The 20,585-nt window shown below is 71.4% G+C and carries 22 protein-coding genes, 1 tRNA gene and 2 pseudogenes; 13 read left to right on the top strand and 12 right to left on the bottom strand.

Annotated elements, in window-relative coordinates:
* Positions 1-109: 109 nt before the first annotated feature.
* Positions 110-1,354, top strand: coding sequence for an amidohydrolase (locus ACIPFH_RS15665; RefSeq protein ID WP_401826749.1), 1,245 nt, complete (start codon positions 110-112; stop codon positions 1,352-1,354).
* Between the two features lie 22 nt (positions 1,355-1,376).
* On the opposite strand, the gene ACIPFH_RS15660 is transcribed toward ACIPFH_RS15665, so the two are convergent.
* Genes ACIPFH_RS15660 through ACIPFH_RS15645 form a run of 4 tightly spaced genes read right to left on the bottom strand, consistent with a single transcriptional unit; the run spans position 1,377 to position 3,399 of the window.
* Positions 1,377-1,709 carry a DUF3140 domain-containing protein gene (locus ACIPFH_RS15660; protein WP_401826747.1) on the bottom strand — a complete coding sequence of 111 codons (333 nt, stop codon included), beginning with the start codon at positions 1,707-1,709 and terminating at the stop codon, positions 1,377-1,379.
* Positions 1,710-1,752: 43 nt separating this feature from the next.
* A complete protein-coding gene (locus ACIPFH_RS15655) occupies positions 1,753-2,235 on the bottom strand; it encodes a Dps family protein (RefSeq protein WP_401826744.1) in 483 nt (160 codons plus the stop codon).
* 53 nt (positions 2,236-2,288) lie between these two features.
* Positions 2,289-2,543: a WhiB family transcriptional regulator gene (locus ACIPFH_RS15650; protein WP_356253426.1), complete on the bottom strand. Its 255-nt coding sequence runs from the start codon at positions 2,541-2,543 to the stop codon at positions 2,289-2,291.
* A 55-nt stretch (positions 2,544-2,598) separates the two neighbouring features.
* A complete protein-coding gene (locus tag ACIPFH_RS15645) occupies positions 2,599-3,399 on the bottom strand; it encodes a lysophospholipase (RefSeq protein ID WP_401826742.1) in 801 nt (266 codons plus the stop codon).
* A 172-nt stretch (positions 3,400-3,571) separates the two neighbouring features.
* On the opposite strand from ACIPFH_RS15645, the gene ACIPFH_RS15640 reads away from it, so the two are divergent.
* Positions 3,572-4,345 carry a sulfite exporter TauE/SafE family protein gene (locus tag ACIPFH_RS15640; RefSeq protein ID WP_401826740.1) on the top strand — a complete coding sequence of 258 codons (774 nt, stop codon included), beginning with the start codon at positions 3,572-3,574 and terminating at the stop codon, positions 4,343-4,345.
* A gap of 24 nt (positions 4,346-4,369) precedes the next feature.
* On the opposite strand, the pseudogene ACIPFH_RS15635 reads toward ACIPFH_RS15640, so the two are convergent.
* The 3 genes and pseudogenes from ACIPFH_RS15635 to ACIPFH_RS15625 all read right to left on the bottom strand — a co-directional run.
* Positions 4,370-4,772: pseudogene (locus ACIPFH_RS15635) on the bottom strand (MFS transporter); the annotation flags it as partial.
* A gap of 51 nt (positions 4,773-4,823) precedes the next feature.
* Positions 4,824-5,597, bottom strand: a complete 774-nt coding sequence (cobF, locus tag ACIPFH_RS15630) for a precorrin-6A synthase (deacetylating) (protein ID WP_401826737.1) — start codon at positions 5,595-5,597, stop codon at positions 4,824-4,826.
* 42 nt (positions 5,598-5,639) lie between these two features.
* Positions 5,640-6,170: a DUF309 domain-containing protein gene (locus ACIPFH_RS15625; RefSeq protein ID WP_401826735.1), complete on the bottom strand. Its 531-nt coding sequence runs from the start codon at positions 6,168-6,170 to the stop codon at positions 5,640-5,642.
* A 100-nt stretch (positions 6,171-6,270) separates the two neighbouring features.
* Here ACIPFH_RS15625 and ACIPFH_RS15620 point away from each other — a divergent pair.
* From ACIPFH_RS15620 to ACIPFH_RS15605, 4 genes are all read left to right on the top strand, one after another.
* Positions 6,271-6,347, top strand: a tRNA-Pro gene (locus ACIPFH_RS15620).
* A gap of 281 nt (positions 6,348-6,628) precedes the next feature.
* Positions 6,629-7,201, top strand: coding sequence for a TetR/AcrR family transcriptional regulator (locus ACIPFH_RS15615; RefSeq protein ID WP_401826734.1), 573 nt, complete (start codon positions 6,629-6,631; stop codon positions 7,199-7,201).
* Between the two features lie 134 nt (positions 7,202-7,335).
* Positions 7,336-8,514, top strand: a complete 1,179-nt coding sequence (locus ACIPFH_RS15610; RefSeq protein ID WP_401826732.1) for an acyl-CoA dehydrogenase family protein — start codon at positions 7,336-7,338, stop codon at positions 8,512-8,514.
* Positions 8,515-8,516: 2 nt separating this feature from the next.
* Positions 8,517-9,275 (top strand): SDR family NAD(P)-dependent oxidoreductase, encoded by a 759-nt coding sequence (locus ACIPFH_RS15605; RefSeq protein WP_401826911.1) that lies wholly within the window; start codon positions 8,517-8,519, stop codon positions 9,273-9,275.
* A 4-nt stretch (positions 9,276-9,279) separates the two neighbouring features.
* Here the strand turns inward: ACIPFH_RS15605 and ACIPFH_RS15600 are convergent, their stop codons facing one another.
* The gene (locus ACIPFH_RS15600; protein WP_401826731.1) at positions 9,280-10,065 is read right to left on the bottom strand and encodes a GntR family transcriptional regulator; all 786 of its coding nucleotides are present in this window, start codon (positions 10,063-10,065) and stop codon (positions 9,280-9,282) included.
* A gap of 465 nt (positions 10,066-10,530) precedes the next feature.
* Here ACIPFH_RS15600 and ACIPFH_RS15595 point away from each other — a divergent pair, with 465 nt between their 5' ends.
* The 6 genes and pseudogenes from ACIPFH_RS15595 (at position 10,531) to ACIPFH_RS15570 (ending at position 15,469) form a co-directional block, all read left to right on the top strand.
* The gene (locus ACIPFH_RS15595) at positions 10,531-11,550 is read left to right on the top strand and encodes a sugar ABC transporter substrate-binding protein (protein WP_401826729.1); all 1,020 of its coding nucleotides are present in this window, start codon (positions 10,531-10,533) and stop codon (positions 11,548-11,550) included.
* Entirely contained in the window at positions 11,550-12,626 is a 1,077-nt protein-coding gene (locus tag ACIPFH_RS15590; RefSeq protein ID WP_359127185.1) for an ABC transporter permease, read from the top strand. Before ACIPFH_RS15595 ends, ACIPFH_RS15590 begins: the two co-directional genes overlap by 1 nt.
* A 5-nt stretch (positions 12,627-12,631) precedes the next feature.
* Positions 12,632-13,546, top strand: a complete 915-nt coding sequence (locus ACIPFH_RS15585) for an ATP-binding cassette domain-containing protein (RefSeq protein WP_401826726.1) — start codon at positions 12,632-12,634, stop codon at positions 13,544-13,546.
* Positions 13,547-13,592: 46 nt separating this feature from the next.
* Positions 13,593-13,838: pseudogene (locus ACIPFH_RS15580) on the top strand (2-keto-myo-inositol dehydratase); the annotation flags it as partial.
* Between the two features lie 152 nt (positions 13,839-13,990).
* Entirely contained in the window at positions 13,991-15,244 is a 1,254-nt protein-coding gene (locus tag ACIPFH_RS15575; protein WP_401826723.1) for a serine hydrolase domain-containing protein, read from the top strand.
* 51 nt (positions 15,245-15,295) lie between these two features.
* On the top strand, positions 15,296-15,469 hold the full coding sequence (locus ACIPFH_RS15570) for a hypothetical protein (RefSeq protein ID WP_356253465.1): 174 nt from the start codon (positions 15,296-15,298) through the stop codon (positions 15,467-15,469).
* Positions 15,470-15,588: 119 nt separating this feature from the next.
* On the opposite strand, the gene ACIPFH_RS15565 is transcribed toward ACIPFH_RS15570, so the two are convergent.
* The 3 genes from ACIPFH_RS15565 to ACIPFH_RS15555 all read right to left on the bottom strand — a co-directional run bounded on the left by ACIPFH_RS15565 (position 15,589) and on the right by ACIPFH_RS15555 (position 18,695).
* Positions 15,589-16,593 carry a Gfo/Idh/MocA family oxidoreductase gene (locus ACIPFH_RS15565; protein ID WP_401826720.1) on the bottom strand — a complete coding sequence of 335 codons (1,005 nt, stop codon included), beginning with the start codon at positions 16,591-16,593 and terminating at the stop codon, positions 15,589-15,591.
* 143 nt (positions 16,594-16,736) lie between these two features.
* Positions 16,737-17,513: an SDR family oxidoreductase gene (locus tag ACIPFH_RS15560; RefSeq protein WP_401826718.1), complete on the bottom strand. Its 777-nt coding sequence runs from the start codon at positions 17,511-17,513 to the stop codon at positions 16,737-16,739.
* A 15-nt stretch (positions 17,514-17,528) separates the two neighbouring features.
* Positions 17,529-18,695: a phytanoyl-CoA dioxygenase family protein gene (locus ACIPFH_RS15555; protein ID WP_401826715.1), complete on the bottom strand. Its 1,167-nt coding sequence runs from the start codon at positions 18,693-18,695 to the stop codon at positions 17,529-17,531.
* Between the two features lie 118 nt (positions 18,696-18,813).
* Between ACIPFH_RS15555 and ACIPFH_RS15550 the strand changes: the two genes are divergently transcribed.
* Positions 18,814-19,848, top strand: a complete 1,035-nt coding sequence (locus tag ACIPFH_RS15550; protein WP_401826712.1) for a LacI family DNA-binding transcriptional regulator — start codon at positions 18,814-18,816, stop codon at positions 19,846-19,848.
* Between the two features lie 37 nt (positions 19,849-19,885).
* Here ACIPFH_RS15550 and ACIPFH_RS15545 read toward each other — a convergent pair whose 3' ends face one another.
* Positions 19,886-20,554 carry a hypothetical protein gene (locus tag ACIPFH_RS15545; protein ID WP_401826710.1) on the bottom strand — a complete coding sequence of 223 codons (669 nt, stop codon included), beginning with the start codon at positions 20,552-20,554 and terminating at the stop codon, positions 19,886-19,888.
* Positions 20,555-20,585 lie beyond the last annotated feature (31 nt).

Genomic DNA, 20,585 nt, shown 5'->3' with positions numbered 1-20,585 from the left:
GTGCGCACCTCGGCCGAACGGCCAGGGTTCACGCGCCGGTTCCTCGACCGTTCGGCCGATCGGCCTCGCCGCCTGCGGTCGCCGGGGCCGCTCTCGTAGGCTGCGCGGTATGACCGAACCGGCTGTCGTCGCCGCCCTGACCCGGGAGATCACCTCGGGATTCGGACCCGGCGACCTGGAGGGCTTCTACCAGGACCTGCACCGCCACCCCGAGCTGTCCTTCCAGGAACACCGCACCGCCGCGAAGCTGGCCCTGCGGCTGCGCGCGGCCGGGTACGCGGTGACGGAGGGGGTGGCCCGCACCGGCGTCGTCGGCGTGCTCGACAACGGCGACGGGCCCGTGGTGTGGCTGCGCGGCGACATGGACGCGCTGCCCGTGCGGGAGGCGAGCGGTCTGCCGTACGCCTCGACCGTCGACGGTGTGATGCACGCCTGCGGCCACGATCTGCATGTCACCTGGCTGGCGGGCGCGGCCGAGGCGCTGGCCGGCGCCCGTGAGGCCTGGTCCGGGACGCTCGTCGTGGTCGGGCAGCCCGCGGAGGAGGCCGGGGGCGGCGCGGCGGCGATGGTCGCGGACGGGATCCACGCCCGGTTCCCGCGCCCCGACGTGCTGTTCGGCCAGCATGTGGCGCCCGGGCTCGCCGGGTTCTACCCGCACACGCCCGGCCTGACGCTGTCGGCCTCGGACGACGTCGACGTCGTCGTGCACGGCGTGGGCGGGCACGGTTCGCGGCCCGAGTCGACGGTGGACCCGGTCGTGACGGCCGCGTACATCGTGACCAGGCTGCAGGCCGTCGCCGCGCGCGAGGTCGCGGCGAGCGAGTCGGCGGTGCTGACGGTGGGCAGGTTCCACGCGGGCACGAGCTCCAACATCATCCCCGCCGAGGCCCGGCTCGGGGTGAACGTGCGCACGCAGGACGCCCTGGTGCGCGAGCGCGTCCTCGCCGCGATCCGGCGGGTCGTCGAGGGGGAGTGCGCCGCCGCGGGCTGCCCGGTCCCGCCGGAGGTCACGGTTCACCCCGGCTGCCCGAACACCGTCAACGACGCCTTCCTGGACGGGGAGATCGCCGCCGTCCACCGTGAACTCTTCGGCGAGCACACGGTGTTCGACTTCGGCCAGGCGATGGGCAGTGAGGACTTCTCCCTGCTCGCCCCGGCGGGCGTGCCGTACGACTACTGGTACGTGACCTCGACCCCGGCGCCCGTGTGGGAGGCGGCGCCGGGGGAGGAGCTGCGGGAGAAGTTCGCGGCCGTGCCGGGAAACCACAGCGCGCTGTTCGCGCCGGACCTCTCCGTGCTGATGCCGGGAGTGCGCACGCTGGTGTCGGCGGCGCTCTCCCGGCTCACCGGCTGAGGCGGGGCCGACTGCTCGGGGCCTACGGCTTGAGCGGATCGTGGCCGATCGTCATCAGGCGGTGGCGTTCGCGGGTGTCCTCGGCCCTGGGCTCGTTCTCCAGGTCCGCCCGCGCGGTGACCGTGTCCACGACCCGGTACATCACGCGGACGTCGTCGTCGGTCAGGTCGGTGCGCCGCTTCTGGAGTATCGCCAGCACATGCTGCCCGAGGGGAGTCCCCGCCTCCTCGGGCAGGGGCTCGGCGTTCTCGTCGGCGTCACGCACCCGCAGCCAGGCGGCCAGTTCCTGCGAGGTCATGTTCACCACGCGGTGGAAGTCCTCCCACAGCGCGTCGAGTTCGAGTGCGTCGGCCATGGCGGTCCTCCTTTCTTTCGGTGCGGTCGCTTTCCTTCGTGGGTCAGCTCTCGTGCGGCCAGTTCTCCGCCTCGAACATCCACCGCTGCTTCTCCAGCTCGGCGGTGATGGAGATCAGCAGGTCCTGGGTGACCGGATCGGCCTCAGCGGTCACCGTGATCCGCTCCCGCAGCCGTCCGATGGCCGCCCCCAGGGTCTCCGCGATCAGCTGGACGACGTCCTCGTCGCGTACCCAGCCGTCCTTCGGGGACGGCAGGGTGAACGCCGAGGCGATGGTCTCCGGGCGCCCGTCGGGCGGCAGGCCCAGCGCGGCCGCGCGCTCCGCGACGGTGTCGGCGTACGTACGGGCCGTCGAGACCACCTCGTCGAGCTGGAGGTGGATCGAGCGGAACCGGGGCCCCACGATGTTCCAGTGCGCCTGCTTCCCGATCAGGGACAGGCCCAGCAGATCCACGAGGGTGCTCTGCAACGCTTCGAAGGTGACCTGGCGGGCCGGTTCGGGCAGGGGACTCTTCACGACAGTCATACGGTGCTCCTTCTCATCGCGTCGTGTTCGTCGCGTCGTTCGGCGCGCAGTGCTCAGCGCGTCGTGGTCAGCGCATCGCGTCCGGCGCCGCGGAGCAGTTCCGCGCGCTCCTGCTCGCCGGTCCCGCCCCACACGCCCGAGGTCTGTCCGATGGCCAGGGCGTAGGACAGACACTCGGTGCTCACCGGGCAGCGGCCGCAGACGCGTTTGGCCGCCGCGACGTCCCGCAGGGCGGGTCCTGTCGTGCCCACGGGGAAGAACAGCTCGGGGTCCTCGCCCACGCAGGCGGCACTGCGCAACCACTCCATGAGGGCGCGGGTGCCCAGGCCGCACCACCGCAAACAGCCGTGCCCGCGATCCGTCTCAGGCGGCGAGCACACCGTCCAGGAAGCGCGTCACGTCCGCGAACACCTCGGCGCGGTTCGTCTCGTGGAAGACCTCGTGCCGGGCTCCCGGGTAGATCCGCTCCGTCGGCGTGCCCCCGGCGAGCCGTTCGACGCCGGTCCGGCTGCCGGACAGCGGGACCAGCCGGTCGTCGTCACCGTGCAGCCACAGCAGGGGCAGCGGGCCGATGCCGCCCTCCTCGGCCACGGTTTCCAGGGTCCGTACGAACGCCTCCAGCGTCGGCCGCTTCATCGGCCCGTGCCAGACCAGCTCGTCCGCCGTGTACGCCGCGCCCACCGCGGGGTCGCGGGAGAGGGCGCCGGGGGAGACGGGGACGTCGGGGATCTCCTCGTGCGCCAGCAGCCGCCCGGGGAGATCCCAGGCGCCGATCACCGGGCCGGACAGGACGAGTGCGGCGAGCGTGCCGCCGTACCGCTGGGCGTACCGGGCCGCGATCAGGCCGCCCATCGAGTGCCCGACGACGATCAGCGGGAGGTCCGGGTGCGCGGCCCGGGCGAGCCGCGCCACGGCGTGCACATCGGTGACCACGTCCTCGAAGTCCTCGATCACCACGCGCTCGCCCGCCGACCGTCCGTGCCCCATGTGGTCGGGGGCGAAGACGGCCGCGCCGTGGCCGGTCAGCACGTCGGCGAGCGCGGTGTAGCGGCCGGCGTGCTCGCCGTAGCCGTGCACCAGGAGGACCAGGCAGCGGGGTCGGGGACAGGACCACTCGTGCAGCGTGATCGCGCCTCGGGTCCCGGTGAGGACGTGTTCGGGCATCGCTTCTCCAGCCGCGTCGGGGAAGGCTTCCGGGGATCTTCCCAGGGGGGCGGACGGGGGTCTACAGAGAGGCACTGACTCGGCGCTTCGGGCAGGGCCGCCGGGCGAGAACGGCCATCAGGCGAGACGGCCCTCTGGCCATCGGATAGCTGTGCGTAGCATCGGTCTCCGCATGAACACGATGAACCTGTGGCACATCACCGGCTGGGAGTTCGCGGCGCTCGCTCTCGCGGCCCTGCTCGTCGGCTTCTCCAAGACGGCCGTCAGCGGGGCCAACACGGTCAGCCTCGCGATCTTCGCGGCGATCCTGCCCGCCCGTGCCTCCACGGGCGTCCTGCTGCCGATCCTGATCGCCGGCGACGTCCTGGCCGTCCTCACCTACCGGCGGCACGCCCACTGGCCCACGCTCTGGCGGCTGTTCCCGGCGGTGGCGGCCGGCGTCGTCCTCGGGACGGTGTTCCTGGTGTGGGCCGACGACGGGATCGTCCGCACCTCGATCGGCGCGACCCTGCTGCTGATGGCGGGCGTCACGGTGTGGCGGCGCCGCACGGCCGACGCGGACGACGTACCCGACGGCGTGGTCACCCGGGCCGGCCGGGTCAAGGCCCGCTCCTACGGCGTCCTCGGCGGCTTCACCACCATGGTCGCCAACGCCGGCGGCCCGGTGATGTCGATGTACCTGCTCTCGGCCGGCTTCCGCAAACTCGGCTTCCTCGGCACCTCCGCGTTCTTCTTCCTGATCGTCAACGTCTCGAAGGTGCCGTTCAGCGCGAGCCTCGGACTCATCGACGGCGACTCGCTGCTCCTGGACGCCGCACTCGTCGCGTTCGTCGTCCCCGGCGCGCTGTTCGGCAAGTGGGCGGTGCACCGCATCAACCAGCGGCTCTTCGAGCGACTGGTGATCGCGGCGACCGTGGTGGGCGGCCTGCAACTGCTGCTGCGCTAGCCCTACTGCCCGGGTGGACGGTGCTCAGGGCGCCGCCACGGCCGCCGGCTCCGGTTCCGGAGGGCGTCGCGGCAGGCCGTCGTTCAGGTCCTCGACCAGGATCCGCTTGGCGATGGTGTCCGCCGCCGCCCGCAGTCGCTGCCCGACGGGCGGCCGATGTCCTGCGCCACCCGCTCCTCCAGCCACTCCCCCAGGCGTGGGTGATCACCCGGGCCTCGCGCATGCCCGCCTCCGTGTGGGACAGCAGGGGACCGTGACGGGTCAGGGAACCCTCGTCCACCATGCGGTCGAAGACCGGCAGCAGCAGCTCGGGCGGCAGCCGCCGACGGGCGGCCACCAGTCCCAGGTTCGTGTGGCCGACCATCCGGGTGAACCGTTCGACCTGCATCGCCGCCCAGGCGTCGGCCACGTCGAGATCACGGTCAGACCGCCACTCCCTCGGCGCACGCGGAAGGGGCCGCCCGGGCAGCGGCCGGAACTACTCCCGGCCCGGTTCGCGGCGCAGCAGGTAGGTGTCCATGATCCAGCCCTTGCGCTCGCGGGCCTCGGCGCGCAGTCGCTCGATGCGGGGACCGGCCTCGGCGATCGGACCGGAGACGAGGATCTCGTCCGGGGTCCCGATGTAGGCGCCCCAGTAGATGTCGACGTCGTCCTCGGCGTACTGCCGGAAGGTCTGGTGGGCGTCCAGCATCACCACCACGTCGTCCACCCCCTCCGGGAAGCCCTCGGCGAGCCGCCGGCCCGTCGTGATCTGCACCGGACGCGCCACCCGGTTCAGGCCCGTGCGGTGCCGGGCGACGAGCGCCGAGACGCTGCTGATCCCGGGGACGACGTCGTACTCGAAGGTCACCGCGCCCCTGGCCAGCACCTCCTGAAGAATGCCCAGCGTGCTGTCGTACAGCGCCGGGTCGCCCCAGACCAGGAACGCACCGGACTCGTCCGCGCCGAGTTCCTCGGTGATCAGCCGCTCGTAGATCTCGGCGCGGGCGCTGCGCCAGTCCCCGACGGCGGGGGAGTAGGCCGCGCCGCCGGCCCCGCGGTCCCGCTCCGGATCCCGGGCCTCGACCACCCGGTACGCCCCCTGCGGCAGGTGTGTGTCGAGCATGTCGTGGCGCAGCCGTGTCAGGTCGCTCTTCACCTCGCCCTTGTCCAGGACGAAGAACACGTCCGTGCTCCGCAGCGCCCGGACCGCCTGGAGGGTCAGCTGGTCGGGGTCGCCCGCGCCGATACCGATGACATGAATCATTCGCACGCCACGAGTCTGCCGTACGCCACCGGCCGTGACCGTGCCGGGTCAGCGCAGCCGGGGCGCCCGGGTCCGCGCGTCGACGGCGGCGCCGCTCGACTCCACGGTGTCCGCCACGTCACGCGCCCAGCGGGCCAGAGCGGCGAGATCCATCCCGTACGGCCGGTCCTCCCCCGCGCCGGCCGCCCAGTCGCCCACCGCCACGGCGCCGCGCCGCAGCAGCCTCGCCCCGCCCGTGAGGTTCCCCCGGGCCGAGTGCGTCAGACCCACCGCGAGCTGCGCGAGCCCGCGCCACAGGGTGCGCTCCGACTCGGGGCCGGACTTCCAGGCGTCCTCGAAGACCTCGTGCGCGTGGAACGGCTTCCCGGCGTCCAGCAGGGCCTGCGCCTCGGTGACGGTCTCCTCGGGTGTGCGGACGACCCCCTCCGGCTGCCGCTCCACACCGGTCGCGCCGTACGGCAGGGGCCGGCCGAGCCCGTCCCGCGGCCGGGCGTTGCGCGCCCGCCCCTCGTCGTCCCGGTCCCGGGGACCGGCGGTCCGGCCGCCGCCGGTACCTCCTGTGCTGTCCAAACGGTCCATACGGCGATTGTCCCGCGTCCGGGCCCCCTTCGGCGCACCGCCCGGTGTGGGGTAAAGTGCTGTTCGCGCGATCACACGGCGGACACCGTGCGAAGCGCACCGGGACGTGGCGCAGCTTGGTAGCGCACTTGACTGGGGGTCAAGGGGTCGCAGGTTCAAATCCTGTCGTCCCGACCAGCTTCACAGCGGGTCGGAAGCCGCTTTCTCGTCATCGAGGAGGCGGCTTCGGTGCGTTCGGGGCCCGGCCCGATGCCGTCTTGGCGCCCGGCTCGGGCGTCGACCGGGTCGTGCCCGCTCGGCAGTTGAGCGGGGAACCGCCGGCCGGGGCGTCGGTGCCGCGCCCGGAAAAGCCCGGCCGCCGTCGGCCGGGAGCCGGTCGCGGACCGGCGCTCCGGCCGGACGCCGTGCGCCGACGGCCGGGGGTGACCCGGGAGTAACCCGGAGGCTACGCTGGGATCATGCCGTCCCTCCGCCGCACCGCCCGACAGGCCGACCTGCTGGAACGTCTCGTCGCGCTGCTGACGGCGGAGGGGTTCTCGGACCTCACCCTGGACGACCTCGCCGAGCGGCTGCGCTGCTCCAAGACGACCCTGTACCAGCTCGCCCGTAGCAAGCAGGGGCTGGTCGTGGAGGCGGTCAAGCACTACTTCCGCGGGGCGACGGAGGCCGTCGAGAAGCGGGTGGCGCAGACCGTCGACCCCTCGGACCGCGTCCGCGTGTACCTGACCGCCGTGGCCGAACAGCTGCGCCCGCTCTCGCGGCGGTTCCTCGACGACGTGGCGGACTTCCCGCCCGCCCGCGAGGTCTACGAGGCCAACACGCGGATGGCCGCGGAGCGGGTGCGCCGGCTGATCGCCGAGGGCGTCTCGTACGGCGCCTTCCGCGAGGTGCACACCGCGTTCGTCGGCGAGGTCGCCGCCGCCACCATGCGCCAGATCCAGCAGGGCGAACTGAAGACGCGGACCGGGCTGACCGACGCGGAGGCGTACGAACAGCTCGCGTCGCTCATCGTGCACGCCGTCTCTTCCTGAAGCGCACATCCCGGACCGCGTTCGGATGCCGTGCGATACCCGTGCGCCGTACTGGGAATGATACGTTCGTACACACTCCAGTATCATTCAAGTGTCGCTCCAGTACTTACCTGTACTCCTACGTGGAGGTCACCATGCCTGCCACTCGTGCCCTGCCGACCGAGGAAGCCGTCGAGCTCATTCAGCTCACACGCACCCTCGCCGCCAAGGAACTCGCACCCCGGGTCGTCGACGCGGAGGCGGACGGGGCGTTCCCCAGGGACGTCTTCCGCACCCTCGGCCGCAGCGGCCTGCTCGGGCTGCCCTTCGCCGAGGAGGACGGTGGGGCGGACCAGCCGTACGGGGTCTACCTCCAGGTCCTGGAGGAGGTCGCCGCCGTCTGGTCGAGCGTGGCCGTGGGCATCTCCGTGCACGCCCTGTCCTGCTTCCCGCTGGCCCGCTTCGGTACGGAGGAACAGCGGGGCAAGTGGCTGCCGGACATGCTGGGCGGTGACCTGCTCGGCGCGTTCTGCATGTCCGAGCCGCACGCCGGTTCCGACACGGCGGCCCTGCTCACCCGCGCGGTCCGCGACGGGGACACCTACGTGCTGAACGGCGCCAAGGCCTGGACCACGCACGGCGGTCACGCCGACTTCTACACGGTGATGGCCCGCACGTCCGACGACCACGCGCGCGGCATCTCCTGCTTCCTGATCCCGGCGGACACCCCGGGGCTCAGCGCCGACCCGCCGGAGCGCAAGATGGGCCTGACGGGCTCGGCGACCGCGACCATGCGGCTGGACGACGTCCGGGTGCCCGTCGAGCGCCGGATCGGGGAGGAGGGCCAGGGGCTGAAGATCGCGCTCGCCTCCCTGGACTGCGGCCGGCTGGGCATCGCGGCCGTCGCCACCGGCCTCGCCCAGGGCGCCCTGGACCACGCGGTGCGCTACGCGCGCGAGCGGGAGACCTTCGGCAAGCCGATCATCGAGCACCAGGGCCTGGCCTTCGTGCTCGCCGACATGGGCGCCGCGATCGAGTCGGCGCGGGCCACCACGCTGTCCGCCGCCCGGTTGAAGGATCTCGGCCTGCCCTTCACACGGGAGGCGTCGATCGCCAAACTCGTGGCCACGGACAATGCCATGAAGGTGACCACGGACGCCGTGCAGGTCCTCGGGGGATACGGATACACCCGCGACTTCCCCGTGGAGCGCTATATGCGCGAGGCCAAGGTCATGCAGATCTTCGAAGGAACCAACCAGATCCAGCGCATGATCATCTCCCGTGCGCTGGACCGTGACGAGGGCGGTGTGCTCACCGTCCTCGGCAAGGAGTGATGATGCAGCTCGAGAACACCGCCGCCCTTGTCACCGGCGGTGCGTCCGGCCTCGGCGCGGCCACCGCGAAGGCCCTCGCCGAGCGTGGCGCCCGGGTCTTCGCCCTCGACCTCAAGGACGGCACCGACAAGGCGCCCGAGGTGCCCGGCGTGACCTATGTGCCCGCCGACGTCACCGACCCCGAGCAGGTCGGCGCCGCCGTCGCCACCGCGGCGGGCTCCGGGGTCCCGCTGCGCACGGTCGTCAACTGCGCCGGCATCGGCCCGTCCGCGCGGATCCTCGGCAAGAAGGGCGTCCATGACCTCGGCCTGTACGCCAAGGTGATCCAGATCAACCTGATCGGCACCTTCAACGTGCTCGCGCTCGCCTCGGAGGCCATCGCCGGGACCGAGGCCGACGAGAACGGCCAGCGGGGCGTCATCGTCAACACCGCCTCCATCGCCGCGTACGACGGACAGGTCGGCCAGGCCGCCTACGCGTCCTCCAAGGGCGGTGTCGTCGGCCTGACCCTGCCCGCCGCCCGGGACCTCGCGCAGTACGGGATCCGGGTGTGCACCATCGCCCCGGGCATCGTGGAGACGCCGATGCTGGCCACGGTGTCGGAGGAGTTCCGCGCCTCGCTCGCCGAGGGCGTGCCCTTCCCGCGCCGCCTGGCCCGGCCCGAGGAGTACGCGCAGCTGGCTCTGGCGATCGTCGAGCACGACTACCTCAACGGCGAGACCATCCGCATGGACGGCGCGCTGCGGATGGCCCCGAGGTAGGTCCCTAGGGTCTGACCAGGAGCTGGAAGTCGAACGCGTACCGGGACGCGCGGTAGATGTGCGTCCCGTACTCGACCGGTCGGCCGGTGTCGTCGTACGCCGTGCGCTGCATGGTCAGCAGGGCCGCCCCCTCCTTCTCGGTGAGGAGGGCGGCCTCCTCGGCGGTGGCGGAGCGGGCGCCGATGGTCTGCCGGGCGCTGTGCAGGGTGATGCCCGCCGAGCGGAGCAGCCGGTACAGGCCGGTCGACTCCAGCCGCTCCGTGTCGAGGTCCAGGAGGGCCGGGGGCAGGTAGTTGCGCAGGAAGGCCACCGGCTGCCCGTGCGTGGCGCGCAGCCGCTCCAGCAGGGTGACTTCGCCGCCCTCGGCGAGGCCGAGCGCGGCGGCCACGTCGGCGGTCGCCGGCACGTGTTCGTTGCGCACGACGTGCGTGGTGGGCCCCTGTCCGGCCGCCTCAAGATCGTCGTAGAGGCTGCTCAGTTCCAGCGGCCGTTTCACCTGGCTGTGCACGACCTGCGTGCCGACTCCGCGCCGTCGCACCAGGAGTCCCTTGTCGACCAGCGACTGGATGGCCTGGCGGACCGTCGGGCGGGACAGGCCGAGGCGGGTCGACAGGTCGATCTCGTTGCCCAGGAGGTTGCCCGGGGCGAGCGCCCCCTGTTCGATCGCCGCCTCAAGCTGCTGGGCCAGCTGGTAGTAGAGGGGCACCGGGCTGGCGCGGTCCAGGGCGAAATGCAGCAGGTCGAGCGCGGAGCCGGACACGGCACGGGAACGGTCGCCGGTCTTCGCCATCGGGGCACCTCCTCGGGTCGGTGGGGTCGGGCGGGGGTGTCCGGACGTCCCCGTCCGCGCGCGAGGGGTACGTCCGGGCGCAAAGGGTAGAGATCGACTCCGACGGGCCCGTCGTGATCAGGTCCGGTGGCGGGGCCGACTCGGCCATGTGCGACGCTCCTCACGGTGGTGGCGGGCCTGGCGTCCCCCAGGTGTAGGTCCCGGGGACCCGCACTGTCAAGAGTTTGTACTTACATTCGGACCTGATCGTGAAATGATGTCTTAACAAAGTATTGACAGTGGGCCCGGCAAGGGATTGGATCCCGTCCCAGCAGCGCACGGCCGGGTCCGAGACACCTGAACAGTCGCGGACCCGGCCCCCTGGCCCCAATCTGAGTAGAAACGGGCCCCCGGAACCCTCCGATCGCCTCCACTTTTCCCGAATTCCCCGTCGTTTTCTCCGTCGCACAGTGAGGTGCAGGAAAGATGGACAGCTCTTCTCCCTTCCGCTCGCGCAGAATCGCCCCGGTCGTGGCCCTGGCCGCGGCGGCGGCCCTGACCCTCGCGGGCTGCTCCAGCAGCTCCGGCGGCAAGAAGTCCGAGGAGAGCGCGGACGGCGCTTCCGCGGGCAAGGCGAGTACCCCGCAGATGACGGTCGCGCTGGTGACCCACCAGTCGCCCGGCGACACCTTCTGGGACATCGTCCGCAAGGGCGCCGAGGCGGCCGCCGCCAAGGACAACGTCAAGCTGGTCTACTCCGCCGACCCGAACGCCGGCAACCAGGCCACCCTGATCCAGAACGCCATCGACCAGAAGGTCGACGGCATCGCGGTGACCCTCGCCAAGCCGGACGCCCTGAAGGACGTCATAGCCAAGGCGAAGACCGGGAAGATTCCGGTGGTCGGCCTCAACTCCGGTGTCAGCGAGTGGAAGAACCTCGGTCTGATGGAGTTCTTCGGCCAGGACGAGACCGTGGCCGGCGAGGCCCTCGGCAACCGGCTCAACTCCGAGGGCGCCAAGAAGGCCGTCTGCGTCATCCAGGAACAGGGCAACATCGGCCTCACCCAGCGCTGTGCCGGTGTGAAGAAGACGTTCAAGGGCACGACCGAGACCCTGTACGTCAACGGCACCGACATGCCGTCGGTGAAGTCGACGATCACCGCCAAGCTGAGCCAGGACAAGGCCATCGACTACGTCGTCACCCTCGGCGCCCCGTTCGCGCTGACGGCGGTGCAGTCGAAGTCCGACGCGGGCAGCAAGGCCAAGATCGCGACCTTCGACCTCAACAAGGACCTGACGAGCGCCATCGACAAGGGCACGATCGAGTTCGCCGTCGACCAGCAGCCCTACCTCCAGGGCTACTTGGCGATCGACTCGCTGTGGCTCTACAAGAACAACGGCAACTACATGGGTGGCGGCGAGCAGCCGGTGCTGACCGGTCCCGCCTTCGTGGACAAGACCAACGTCGACGCGGTCGCCTCGTTCGCCGCGAAGGGCACCCGGTGATGAGCATGACCCACCATGCCGAGCCGGCGGTGACCACACCGCCGGCCCCCGGCCGCAAGGAGAGCGACGGCCGGACCAAACAACGCCCGCTGGCTCTGCGGCTGTTGGCCCGCCCCGAAGTGGGCGTGTTCCTCGGCGCGGTCGCGGTGTACGTGTTCTTCCTGATCACCGCCCCGCCGGTGCGGGACGGCAGCTCGATGGCCAACATCCTGTACCAGTCGTCGACGATCGGGATCATGGCGCTGCCGGTGGCGCTGCTGATGATCGGCGGCGAGTTCGACCTCTCCGCCGGTGTCGCCGTCATCACCTCGGCGCTCACCGCGAGCATGCTCAGCTACCAACTCACCATGAACGTGTGGGTCGGTGTGGTGGTCGCCCTTCTGGTCTCGCTGGGGATCGGCTTCCTCAACGGCTGGATGGTCGTCAAGACCGGGCTGCCCAGCTTCCTGATCACCCTGGGCACGTTCCTGATCCTCCAGGGTGTCAACCTCGCGGTGACCAAGCTGGTCACCACCAACGTGGCCACGGACGACATCAGTGACATGGACGGCTTCGGCCAGGCGAAGAAGGTCTTCGCCTCGTCGTTCGACGTCGGCGGCGTCCAGGTGAAGATCACCATCGTGTACTGGCTGGTCTTCGCGGCCATCGCCACCTGGATCCTGCTGCGCACCCGGTACGGCAACTGGATCTTCGCGGTCGGCGGGAACAAGGAGAGCGCGCGGGCCGTCGGCGTGCCCGTGACGTTCACCAAGATCTCGCTGTTCATGCTGGTCGGTTTCGGCGCCTGGTTCGTCGGGATGCACCAGTTGTTCACCTTCAACACCGTGCAGTCCGGCGAGGGCGTGGGCCAGGAGCTGATCTACATCTCCGCGGCCGTCATCGGCGGCTGCCTGCTGACCGGCGGCGCCGGCTCGGCGATCGGCCCGGTCTTCGGCGCGTTCATGTTCGGCATGGTGCAGCAGGGCATCGTCTACGCCGGCTGGAACCCCGACTGGTTCAAGGCCTTCCTCGGCGTCATGCTCCTGGGCGCCGTCCTCATCAATCTGTGGGTCCAGCGCACGGCCACCCGGAGGTGACCTCAATGACCACCGACGGAACCGGCACGCACGGCGCCATCCTCGCGGACACCGTTCCCGAGGGCGGGGACAGCCCGCTCGTCGAACTGCGCAACGCGGGCAAGTCCTACGGCAACATCCGTGCCCTGCACGGGGTGGACCTCATCGTCCAGCCCGGCCGGGTGACCTGTGTCCTCGGCGACAACGGCGCCGGCAAGTCCACCCTCATCAAGATCGTCTCGGGGCTGCACCAGCACACCGAGGGCGAGTTCCTCGTCGACGGCCAGGGCGTGCGCTTCAGCACGCCGCGTGAGGCCCTCGACCGCGGCATCGCGACGGTCTACCAGGATCTCGCCACCGTGCCCCTGATGCCGGTGTGGCGCAACTTCTTCCTCGGCTCCGAGCTGACCAAGGGCCCCTGGCCCGTGCGCCGGCTCGACATCGAGAAGATGAAGAGGACCGCCGACGAGGAACTGCGCAACATGGGCATCGTCCTCGACGACCTCGAACAGCCCATCGGCACCCTCTCCGGCGGCCAGCGTCAGTGCGTCGCCATCGCCCGCGCCGTCCATTTCGGCGCCCGCGTCCTCATCCTGGACGAGCCCACCGCCGCCCTCGGCGTGAAGCAGTCCGGCGTCGTGCTGAAGTACATCGCCGCCGCCCGCGACCGCGGCCTCGGCGTCATCTTCATCACCCACAACCCCCACCACGCCTACATGGTCGGCGACCACTTCAGCGTCCTGCGTCTGGGCACCATGGAGCTCTCCGCCGCCCGCGACCAGGTCAGCCTCGAAGAACTCACCAACCACATGGCCGGCGGCACCGAACTCGCGGCCCTCAAACACGAGTTGGCGCAGGTGCGGGGCGTGGACGTCGACGAGCTCCCGGAGGAGAAGGACCTCACCGCGCCCGTGGCGACCCCGGGCGAGAGGACACCCTGACATGGCGCGGGCCCTCGACCGCACCCGCGTCGGCTCGGCCTCCGACGTCGACCCGGCCGTCCTGGCCGACGCGGTCGGGATCGAGGTGCCGTTCGGTCCGGCGGTGCGGCGCGGGGCGATGTGCGAACCACCGTCCGGAGTGCCGGCGTCGGAGCCGGTCCTGATCGCGGCGCGGCGGCTCGGCGTCGAGCCGTTCGCGATTCTGGAGCAGGACACGTACCCGTGCGAGCCGGACCGGCGGCTGCCCGTCGCGGTGCGCTCCCGGAACTTCCCGCGCTCCTGCGGGGCCTGACCCGGGGACCGGGTCACCAGGCGCGTCGCGCCGTCGCCGACAGGCGACGGCGCGCCCGCGCTCGTATGGTGAGGGTGATGGGCCGCATGCGGCCCGTGCCCCATGGTGCGGCTGTGGCCTGCGGCGGAACCTCCTCATACGGGAGCGAGCCCATGACACATCCGTACCTTCGACTGCGCAGGGGGATGGCGGTGGCCGCCACGGTGGGGGTCCTGGTGGTGCCGGCCGTGGGCGGGGCGGCGACGGCCCTGCCGGCCTCGGCAGCCGCGGTCACCACCGGCACCGAACCGCCCTCGCCGTCCTCCTCCGGGGACGGCGTCGTCGAACTCACCCCGGCCGTACGGCAGCAGGTCGACGAGGCCGTACAGCGGGTCATGGGGCAGGCGGGCATCCCCGGCGTGAGCGTCGGCATCTGGACGCCCGGCAAGGGCGAGTACGTGAAGTCCTTCGGCGTCGCCGACAAGAGCACCGGCCGGGGGATGGACCCCGGCCTCTACATGCGCATCGGCAGCGAGACCAAGACGTTCACCGTCACCGCCGTCCTCCAGTTGGTCGACGAGGGGAAGATCGGCCTCGACGACACGATCGGCGAGTACATCGACGGCGTGCCGAACGGCGACAGGATCACCCTGCGTCAGCTGGCCGGCATGCGCAGCGGACTGTTCAACTACTCGGCGGACGAGGACTTTTTCAAGGCGCTTACCTCCGACCCGCAACGGCCGTTCACCCCGCAGCAGCTGCTCGACTACTCCTTCAAGCACCCCGTGCTGTTCCCGCCGGGTGAGCAGTTCTCCTACTGCAACACCAACCTGATCCTGCTCGGTCTGGTCGTCGAGCAGTTGAGCGGCCGGCATCTCGACGACTACGTCCAGGAGCACATCCTGGACCCCGCCGGTCTGGAACACACCCTGTTCCCGACCGGCAACGAGTTCCCGACCCCGCACTCCCAGGGCTACACGAACCAGACCGCCACCGGGAAGGTCGAGGACAGCGCCGACTGGAACCCGTCCTGGGGCTGGGCGGCCGGCGCGATGATCTCCCGGCTGGCGGACCTGCGGGTGTGGGCGCGCACCGTGGCCACGGGGGTGCTCCCCGACGGCGGGCGGATGATCAGCCCCGCCACCCAGAAGCAGCGCCTGATCACACCGGCGACCCCCATTCCGGGCGCCGGATACGGTCTCGGCATCTTCAACGTGCAGGGCTGGATCGGCCACAACGGCTCGCTGCCCGGCTACGAGTCCCTGACCATCTACCTGCCGTCGGCGCGGGCGACCCTCGTGGTCGTGCTGAACACCGACATCAACTACAGGAACGAGGAACCCAGCACCCTGTTGGGCGACGCCATCACCAAGATCATCTCCCCGGACCACGTCTTCGACCTGCCGGCGGAACCAGCGGCGAGGTGAGGACGTTCAGACAGATGCAGGGTGTGTGCAGTCGTGGACGGGGAGGGTGAGATGCAGGAAGAAGAGCAGGCCGGCACCGCGGAGGCCGGGCGCCGGGCCCGGTTCGGCGCCCTGCCCGAGCGGGTGCGCCCGCAGGACATGGTGGAGGAGCGGCCGGCCACCCCCCGGGACCCGGCGCGGGACGCCTACGACCCCGACGAGTTCGCGGTCCGCTACGGTCTGTGAACCGGTGGGGGCGGCCGGGGACCACGGGCGGCCGGGGAACACTCCCCCCGGCCGCCCCTCGCCCCCGGGTTCGGCAGGCCCGCGGTTCACCAGGGCCGCGGGCTCAGGGGTCCGTCGGTTCAGGAGGCCCGGACCTCGGCGATCGTCACCGGCCGGTGCTCGTGCAGGGACAGCGTGCACGCCTCCGCGATCCAGCCCGCCTCCAGAGCGTCCTCGATCGTGCAGGGCGAGGTCCGGGCGCCGGCCACGACCTCGGTGAACGCGGTGAGCTCGGCGCGGTAGGCGGCGGTGAAGCGGTCCATGAAGAAGTCGTGCGGGGTACCGGCCGGGAAGGTGACCCCGGGCTCCACCGACCGCAGCGGCAGCTTGTCCTCCAAGCCCACGGCGATCGAGTCCGTGAAGCCGTGGATCTCCATCCGGACGTCGTAACCCCGGGCGTTGTGGCGGGAGTTGGAGACTACCGCGATCGTGCCGTCGTCCAGGGTGAGGATCGCGCCGGTGGTGTCGGCGTCGCCCGCCTCCTTGATGTAGTCGGCGCCCCGGTTGCCGCCGACCGCGTACACCTCCGTCACCTCACGGCCGGTGACCCAGCGGATGATGTCGAAGTCGTGCACGGAACAGTCCCGGAAGATGCCCCCGGAGGCGGCGACGTACGCGGCCGGCGGCGGGGCCGGGTCGAGCGTCGTGGAGCGGACCGTGTGCAGCTTGCCCAGCTCGCCCGCCCGCACGGCCGTCCGCGCGGCGACGAACCCCGCGTCGAAGCGGCGGTTGTAGCCGATCTGGATCGGCACGGCACTGCCCTGGACCGCCCTGAGCACCTCGACGCCCTCGCTCATCGTCTTCGCGACGGGCTTCTCGCAGAAGACGGGGATGCCCGCCTCTACAGCGGCCAGGATCAGGCCCGGGTGGGCGTCCGTCGCCGCCGCGATCACGATGCCGTCCACCCCGGCGGCCAGTACCGCCTCGGGGGAGTCGGCGACCTCGGCGCCGAACCGCTCGGCGGCGTTCTTGGCGGCCTCCGCGAACGGGTCGGCCACGACGAGCGACGCCACGGCGTCGAGTCCGGAGAGGGTCTCGGCGTGGAAGGCGCCGATGCGGCCGAGGCCGAGGATTCCGATGCGCATGCGCTCCGCTGCTTTCCTGGTGGTTTTTGGTTGCTGTCTGTTGCCGGGGCTCTGTCCCGGGCCCCGTCGCCCTTCGGGCTCGTCCTCGATCGCCGGACGGGCTCGAAACGCGGGCTCCGGATGCCTGGGTGGGGTTGATGTGTTCAGTCCAGGCCGCCCAGGACGTTCTGGTCCCAGTCGATCACTGATCCGGTGACCACGCCCGACCGCTCGGACAGCAGGAACACCACGAAGTCGGCGATCTCGTCCGGCCGGCCCAGCCTGCCCATCGGCAGCCGTGCGGCGGCCTGCTCGCGCCAGTCGTCCCCGGCGCCGTGGAAAGCCCTCTGCGTCGCGTCCTCGCCCTCGGTGGCCGTCCAGCCGATGTTGAGGCCGTTGATCCGGACCCGGTCGAAGCGGTGCGCGTGCGCCGCGTTGCGGGTGAGGCCGATCAGTCCGGCCTTCGCGGCGACGTAGGGCGCGAGAAACGGCTGACCGCCGTGAGCCGAAGAGGTGATGATGTTGACGACCGTGCCGGGCGCCTCCCGGGCCAGCATGTCCGCTACCGCCGCCTGCATGGCGAAGAACGGCGCCCTGAGGTTGATCGCGATGTGCTGGTCGAAGAGCTCGGGCGTGGTGTCGAGCAGGGTGCCCCGGGAGGTCAGCCCCGCCGAGTTGACCAGGCAGTCGACGCGCCCGTACGCGGCCACCGTCTCGGCCACGGACGCCTTCGCCTGCCCGGCGTCGGAGAGGTCGGCCCGTACGAACACGGCCTTGCCGCCCGCGGCCGTCAGCTCCGCCGTCAGAGCCTCGCCCGGCTCCGGCCGCCGCCCGGTGACGGCGACGAGCGCGCCCTCGCGGACCGCGGCCCGCGCGACGGCCGCGCCGACCCCCTGGCTGCCGCCGTTGACGAGGACGACCTTGTCGTCGAGAAGTCCCATGTAAGAAAGATCCTTTCAGCCGGCGCGGCGCACGGCGCCGGCCCGCAGCTCGTCCCGGAGCGCCCGCGGGGTCCACTCCTCGCGCAACGCCCGCCGTACGACGTCCGCCTGGCTGGGCGGGGCGAGACCGTCGACGGGCGGGTCACTGTCCAGGTTGGTGGGGAAGGGGTAGCCCTCGGCGCTCGCGGCGACGACACGCTCCAGCCACTCCTCGTCCGCGCCCTGCGCCCGGCGCTTCAGCAGCACGGGGAAGACCGCGTTGGCCACCGCCTCCCGGTCCACGGTCTCCATCGCGCGCCCGAAGGCCGAGGACACCTGGAGCAGGTTCGCGGTCCGGCGTACGCCGGTGGTGCGGTTGGTGCCCGCGGCGTGCAGGACGGCCGGGTTGAAGAACGCCGCGTCACCCTTGGCCAGGGGCAGTTGGACGTGATGCTTCTCGAAGTACTCCTGGAACGCGGGCAGTCGCCAGGCCAGGTAACCGGGCTCGTACGTCTGCGAGTACGGCAGGTACAGCGTGGGCCCCGACTCCACGGGCATGTCGCAGTGCGCGACCGCGCCCTGGAGGGTGAGCACGGGGGAGAGGCGGTGGACGTGCGCCGGATAGGCGGCGGCCGCGTCGTTGGAGAGGAACCCGAGGTGGTAGTCGCGGTGCGGGCTCTGTGCCGCGCCGCCCGGGTTGACCACGTTGACCTGGGACGTCACCTGGTAGCCCGGACCGAGCCAGGCGCGTGAGACCAGCGCGAGGATGTCGTTGGCGTAGTAGTCGGCGAACGCCTCCGGGTCGTGCAGGGCGGCCTTCTCCAGGGCGTTCCAGACGCGGTCGTTGGCGCCGGGCTTCGCGAAGTGGTCGCCGGCGGTCGAGCCCGAGGCGCGCTGCGCTGCGATGAGCGCGTCGAAGACGGCGGTGGTCCGGTCGACGACCCCCGGATCGGGGAAGGCGCCGCGGAAGACGACCACACCGGGCCCGTCGCTCAGGGCCCGCACCAGCTCGGAGCGCACCGTGAGGTCCGCTCCGGCGGCGCGCAGGCGCTCACTGTCGTAGACGAGGACGTTCCCCTCGACCGCCGTGGCGTGCGGGAAGTCGGCGAGGCCGGTGGTGCGCTCGACGAGGGCGCGGAAGGTGTCGAGGTCGCAGTCCTGCTCGGTCAGCCAGGCATGGCCCCGCACGGAGGTGAAGGACATCGTCGTCCCTTCGATGACAATGGCGGCTCAGCCCTGCCATTCTTGTCATGACAAACCCGTCGAACAACCAGCAGGCGGCCATCAAAAACCCCTCAAGCAGATTCCCTGGGAGCTTTCCGTGGGCCACCCCTTCCCCATCCGAGAGATCGCACGTCAGGCGGGTCTGAGCGAGGCCACCGTCGACCGGGTTCTGAACGGCAGGGGCGGGGTGCGCGAGTCCACCGTGCTGGAGGTGCGGCGCGCCATCACCGACCTGGACCGGCAGCGCACCCAGGTCAGACTCGTCGGCCGCACCTTCATGGTCGACATCGTGATGCAGGCGCCGGAACGGTTCACCACCGCCGTGCGGGCCGCCCTGGAGGCCGAGCTGCCGGCCCTGCACCCGGCCGTGCTGCGCTCCCGTTTCCACTTCCGGGAGACCGGACCGGTCCAGGATCTGGTCGCGACGCTCGACCGGATAGCCAGGCGCGGCTCGCAGGGGGTCGTCCTCAAGGCGCCGGACCTCCCGGAGACCAACGCCGCCGTCGGTCGGCTGGTGGCCGCCGGGATCCCGGTCGTCACCCTGGTCACGGACCTGCCGGCCAGCGCCCGCCTCGCCTACGTCGGCATCGACGACCGGGCCGCCGGGGCCACCGCCGCCTACCTCATGGGCCAGTGGCTCGGCGACCGCCCCGGCAATGTGCTCACCAGTCTGAGCAGCGGGTTCTTCCGCAACGAGGAGGAGCGCGAGATGGGTTTCCGCAGCGTGATGCGGGCCCGTCATCCCGAGCGCGCACTGGTCGAGATCGCCGAGGGGCAGGGGCTGGACGTCACCCAGTACGAGCTGGTCAGGGGCGCGCTGGAACGAGACCCGGACATCCGCGCCGTCTACTCCATCGGCGGCGGCAACAACGCCACCCTGCGCGCTTTCGCCGACGTCGGCCGGGAGTGCGCCGTGTTCGTGGCGCACGACCTCGACCACGACAACACCCGGTTGCTGCGCGGCCACCGGCTGTCCGCCGTCCTGCACCACGATCTGCGCCACGACGTGCGCGAGGCGTGCCACACGGTGATGCGGGCGCACGGCGCGCTGCCGCCGGCCGGCCCCACGCTGCCGTCGGCGATCCAGGTGGTCACTCCGTACAACATGCCGCCCCGGGTGGTGGCCGGCTGAACCGGCCGCCACTCGGGGCGCGGACCGCGCGGGCGGGTCAGTGCCGCGGCGCCGGTGTCCCGGCCGCCGGGGCGACCCGTGCCGCGCTGCGGTACGTGCAGACGCCCAGGGCCAGCAGCCAGTAGCTGAGGACGGCACCCGTCAGGGCGGTCGTGGCCCAGCCGTTCGCCGCGTAGAAGAACGCGGGGTCGTTGCCGAAGAACAGCGACGGCACGAAGGCCAGGTTGACCCCGGCCAGGACGTACGCCGAGCGGCCAATCCAGCGCGGCAGCAGGCGGGTACGGGTGACGGCCTGGCCGAGCGCGGTCAGGAAGAGCGCCAGCATGAGCCGGGAGATCGACCCGTAGAGGATGTAGGTGCCGCTGACGTCGATGGTCGGGTCGATCGGGTGGTCGACGGCGATGACCGCGCCGGCCTCGAGGCCCATCGAGACCAGGGTGACCGTGGCGTAGACGAGGCCGGTGGCGAAGGCGATCGAGCCGGTCCACTCATGTGCCGGGCCGACCCGCTTGACCAGCTCCCGGAACGCGGTCACGAACACCACCAGGGAGGCGAGCGCGACGATCCCGATGAGCAGCCGGGACAGGACGTTCGCGTCCGGCGGCGGGCCCGAGTAGAGGAAGTACAGCGGTACCTGGACGATGAGGGCGACCGCGGCGACGACGGCGGCGAGGCCGGTCAGGCGCCGGGCGAAGGCTTCGGACATGGGGATCCCCCGGGTGCTCGGTGAGGCGGAT

Source organism: Streptomyces sp. NPDC088157 (assembly GCF_044741545.1).
GTDB lineage: Bacteria > Actinomycetota > Actinomycetes > Streptomycetales > Streptomycetaceae > Streptomyces.
Note: the sequence above shows the minus strand (reverse complement) of the source record. Positions and strands in the feature narration are given on the sequence as shown.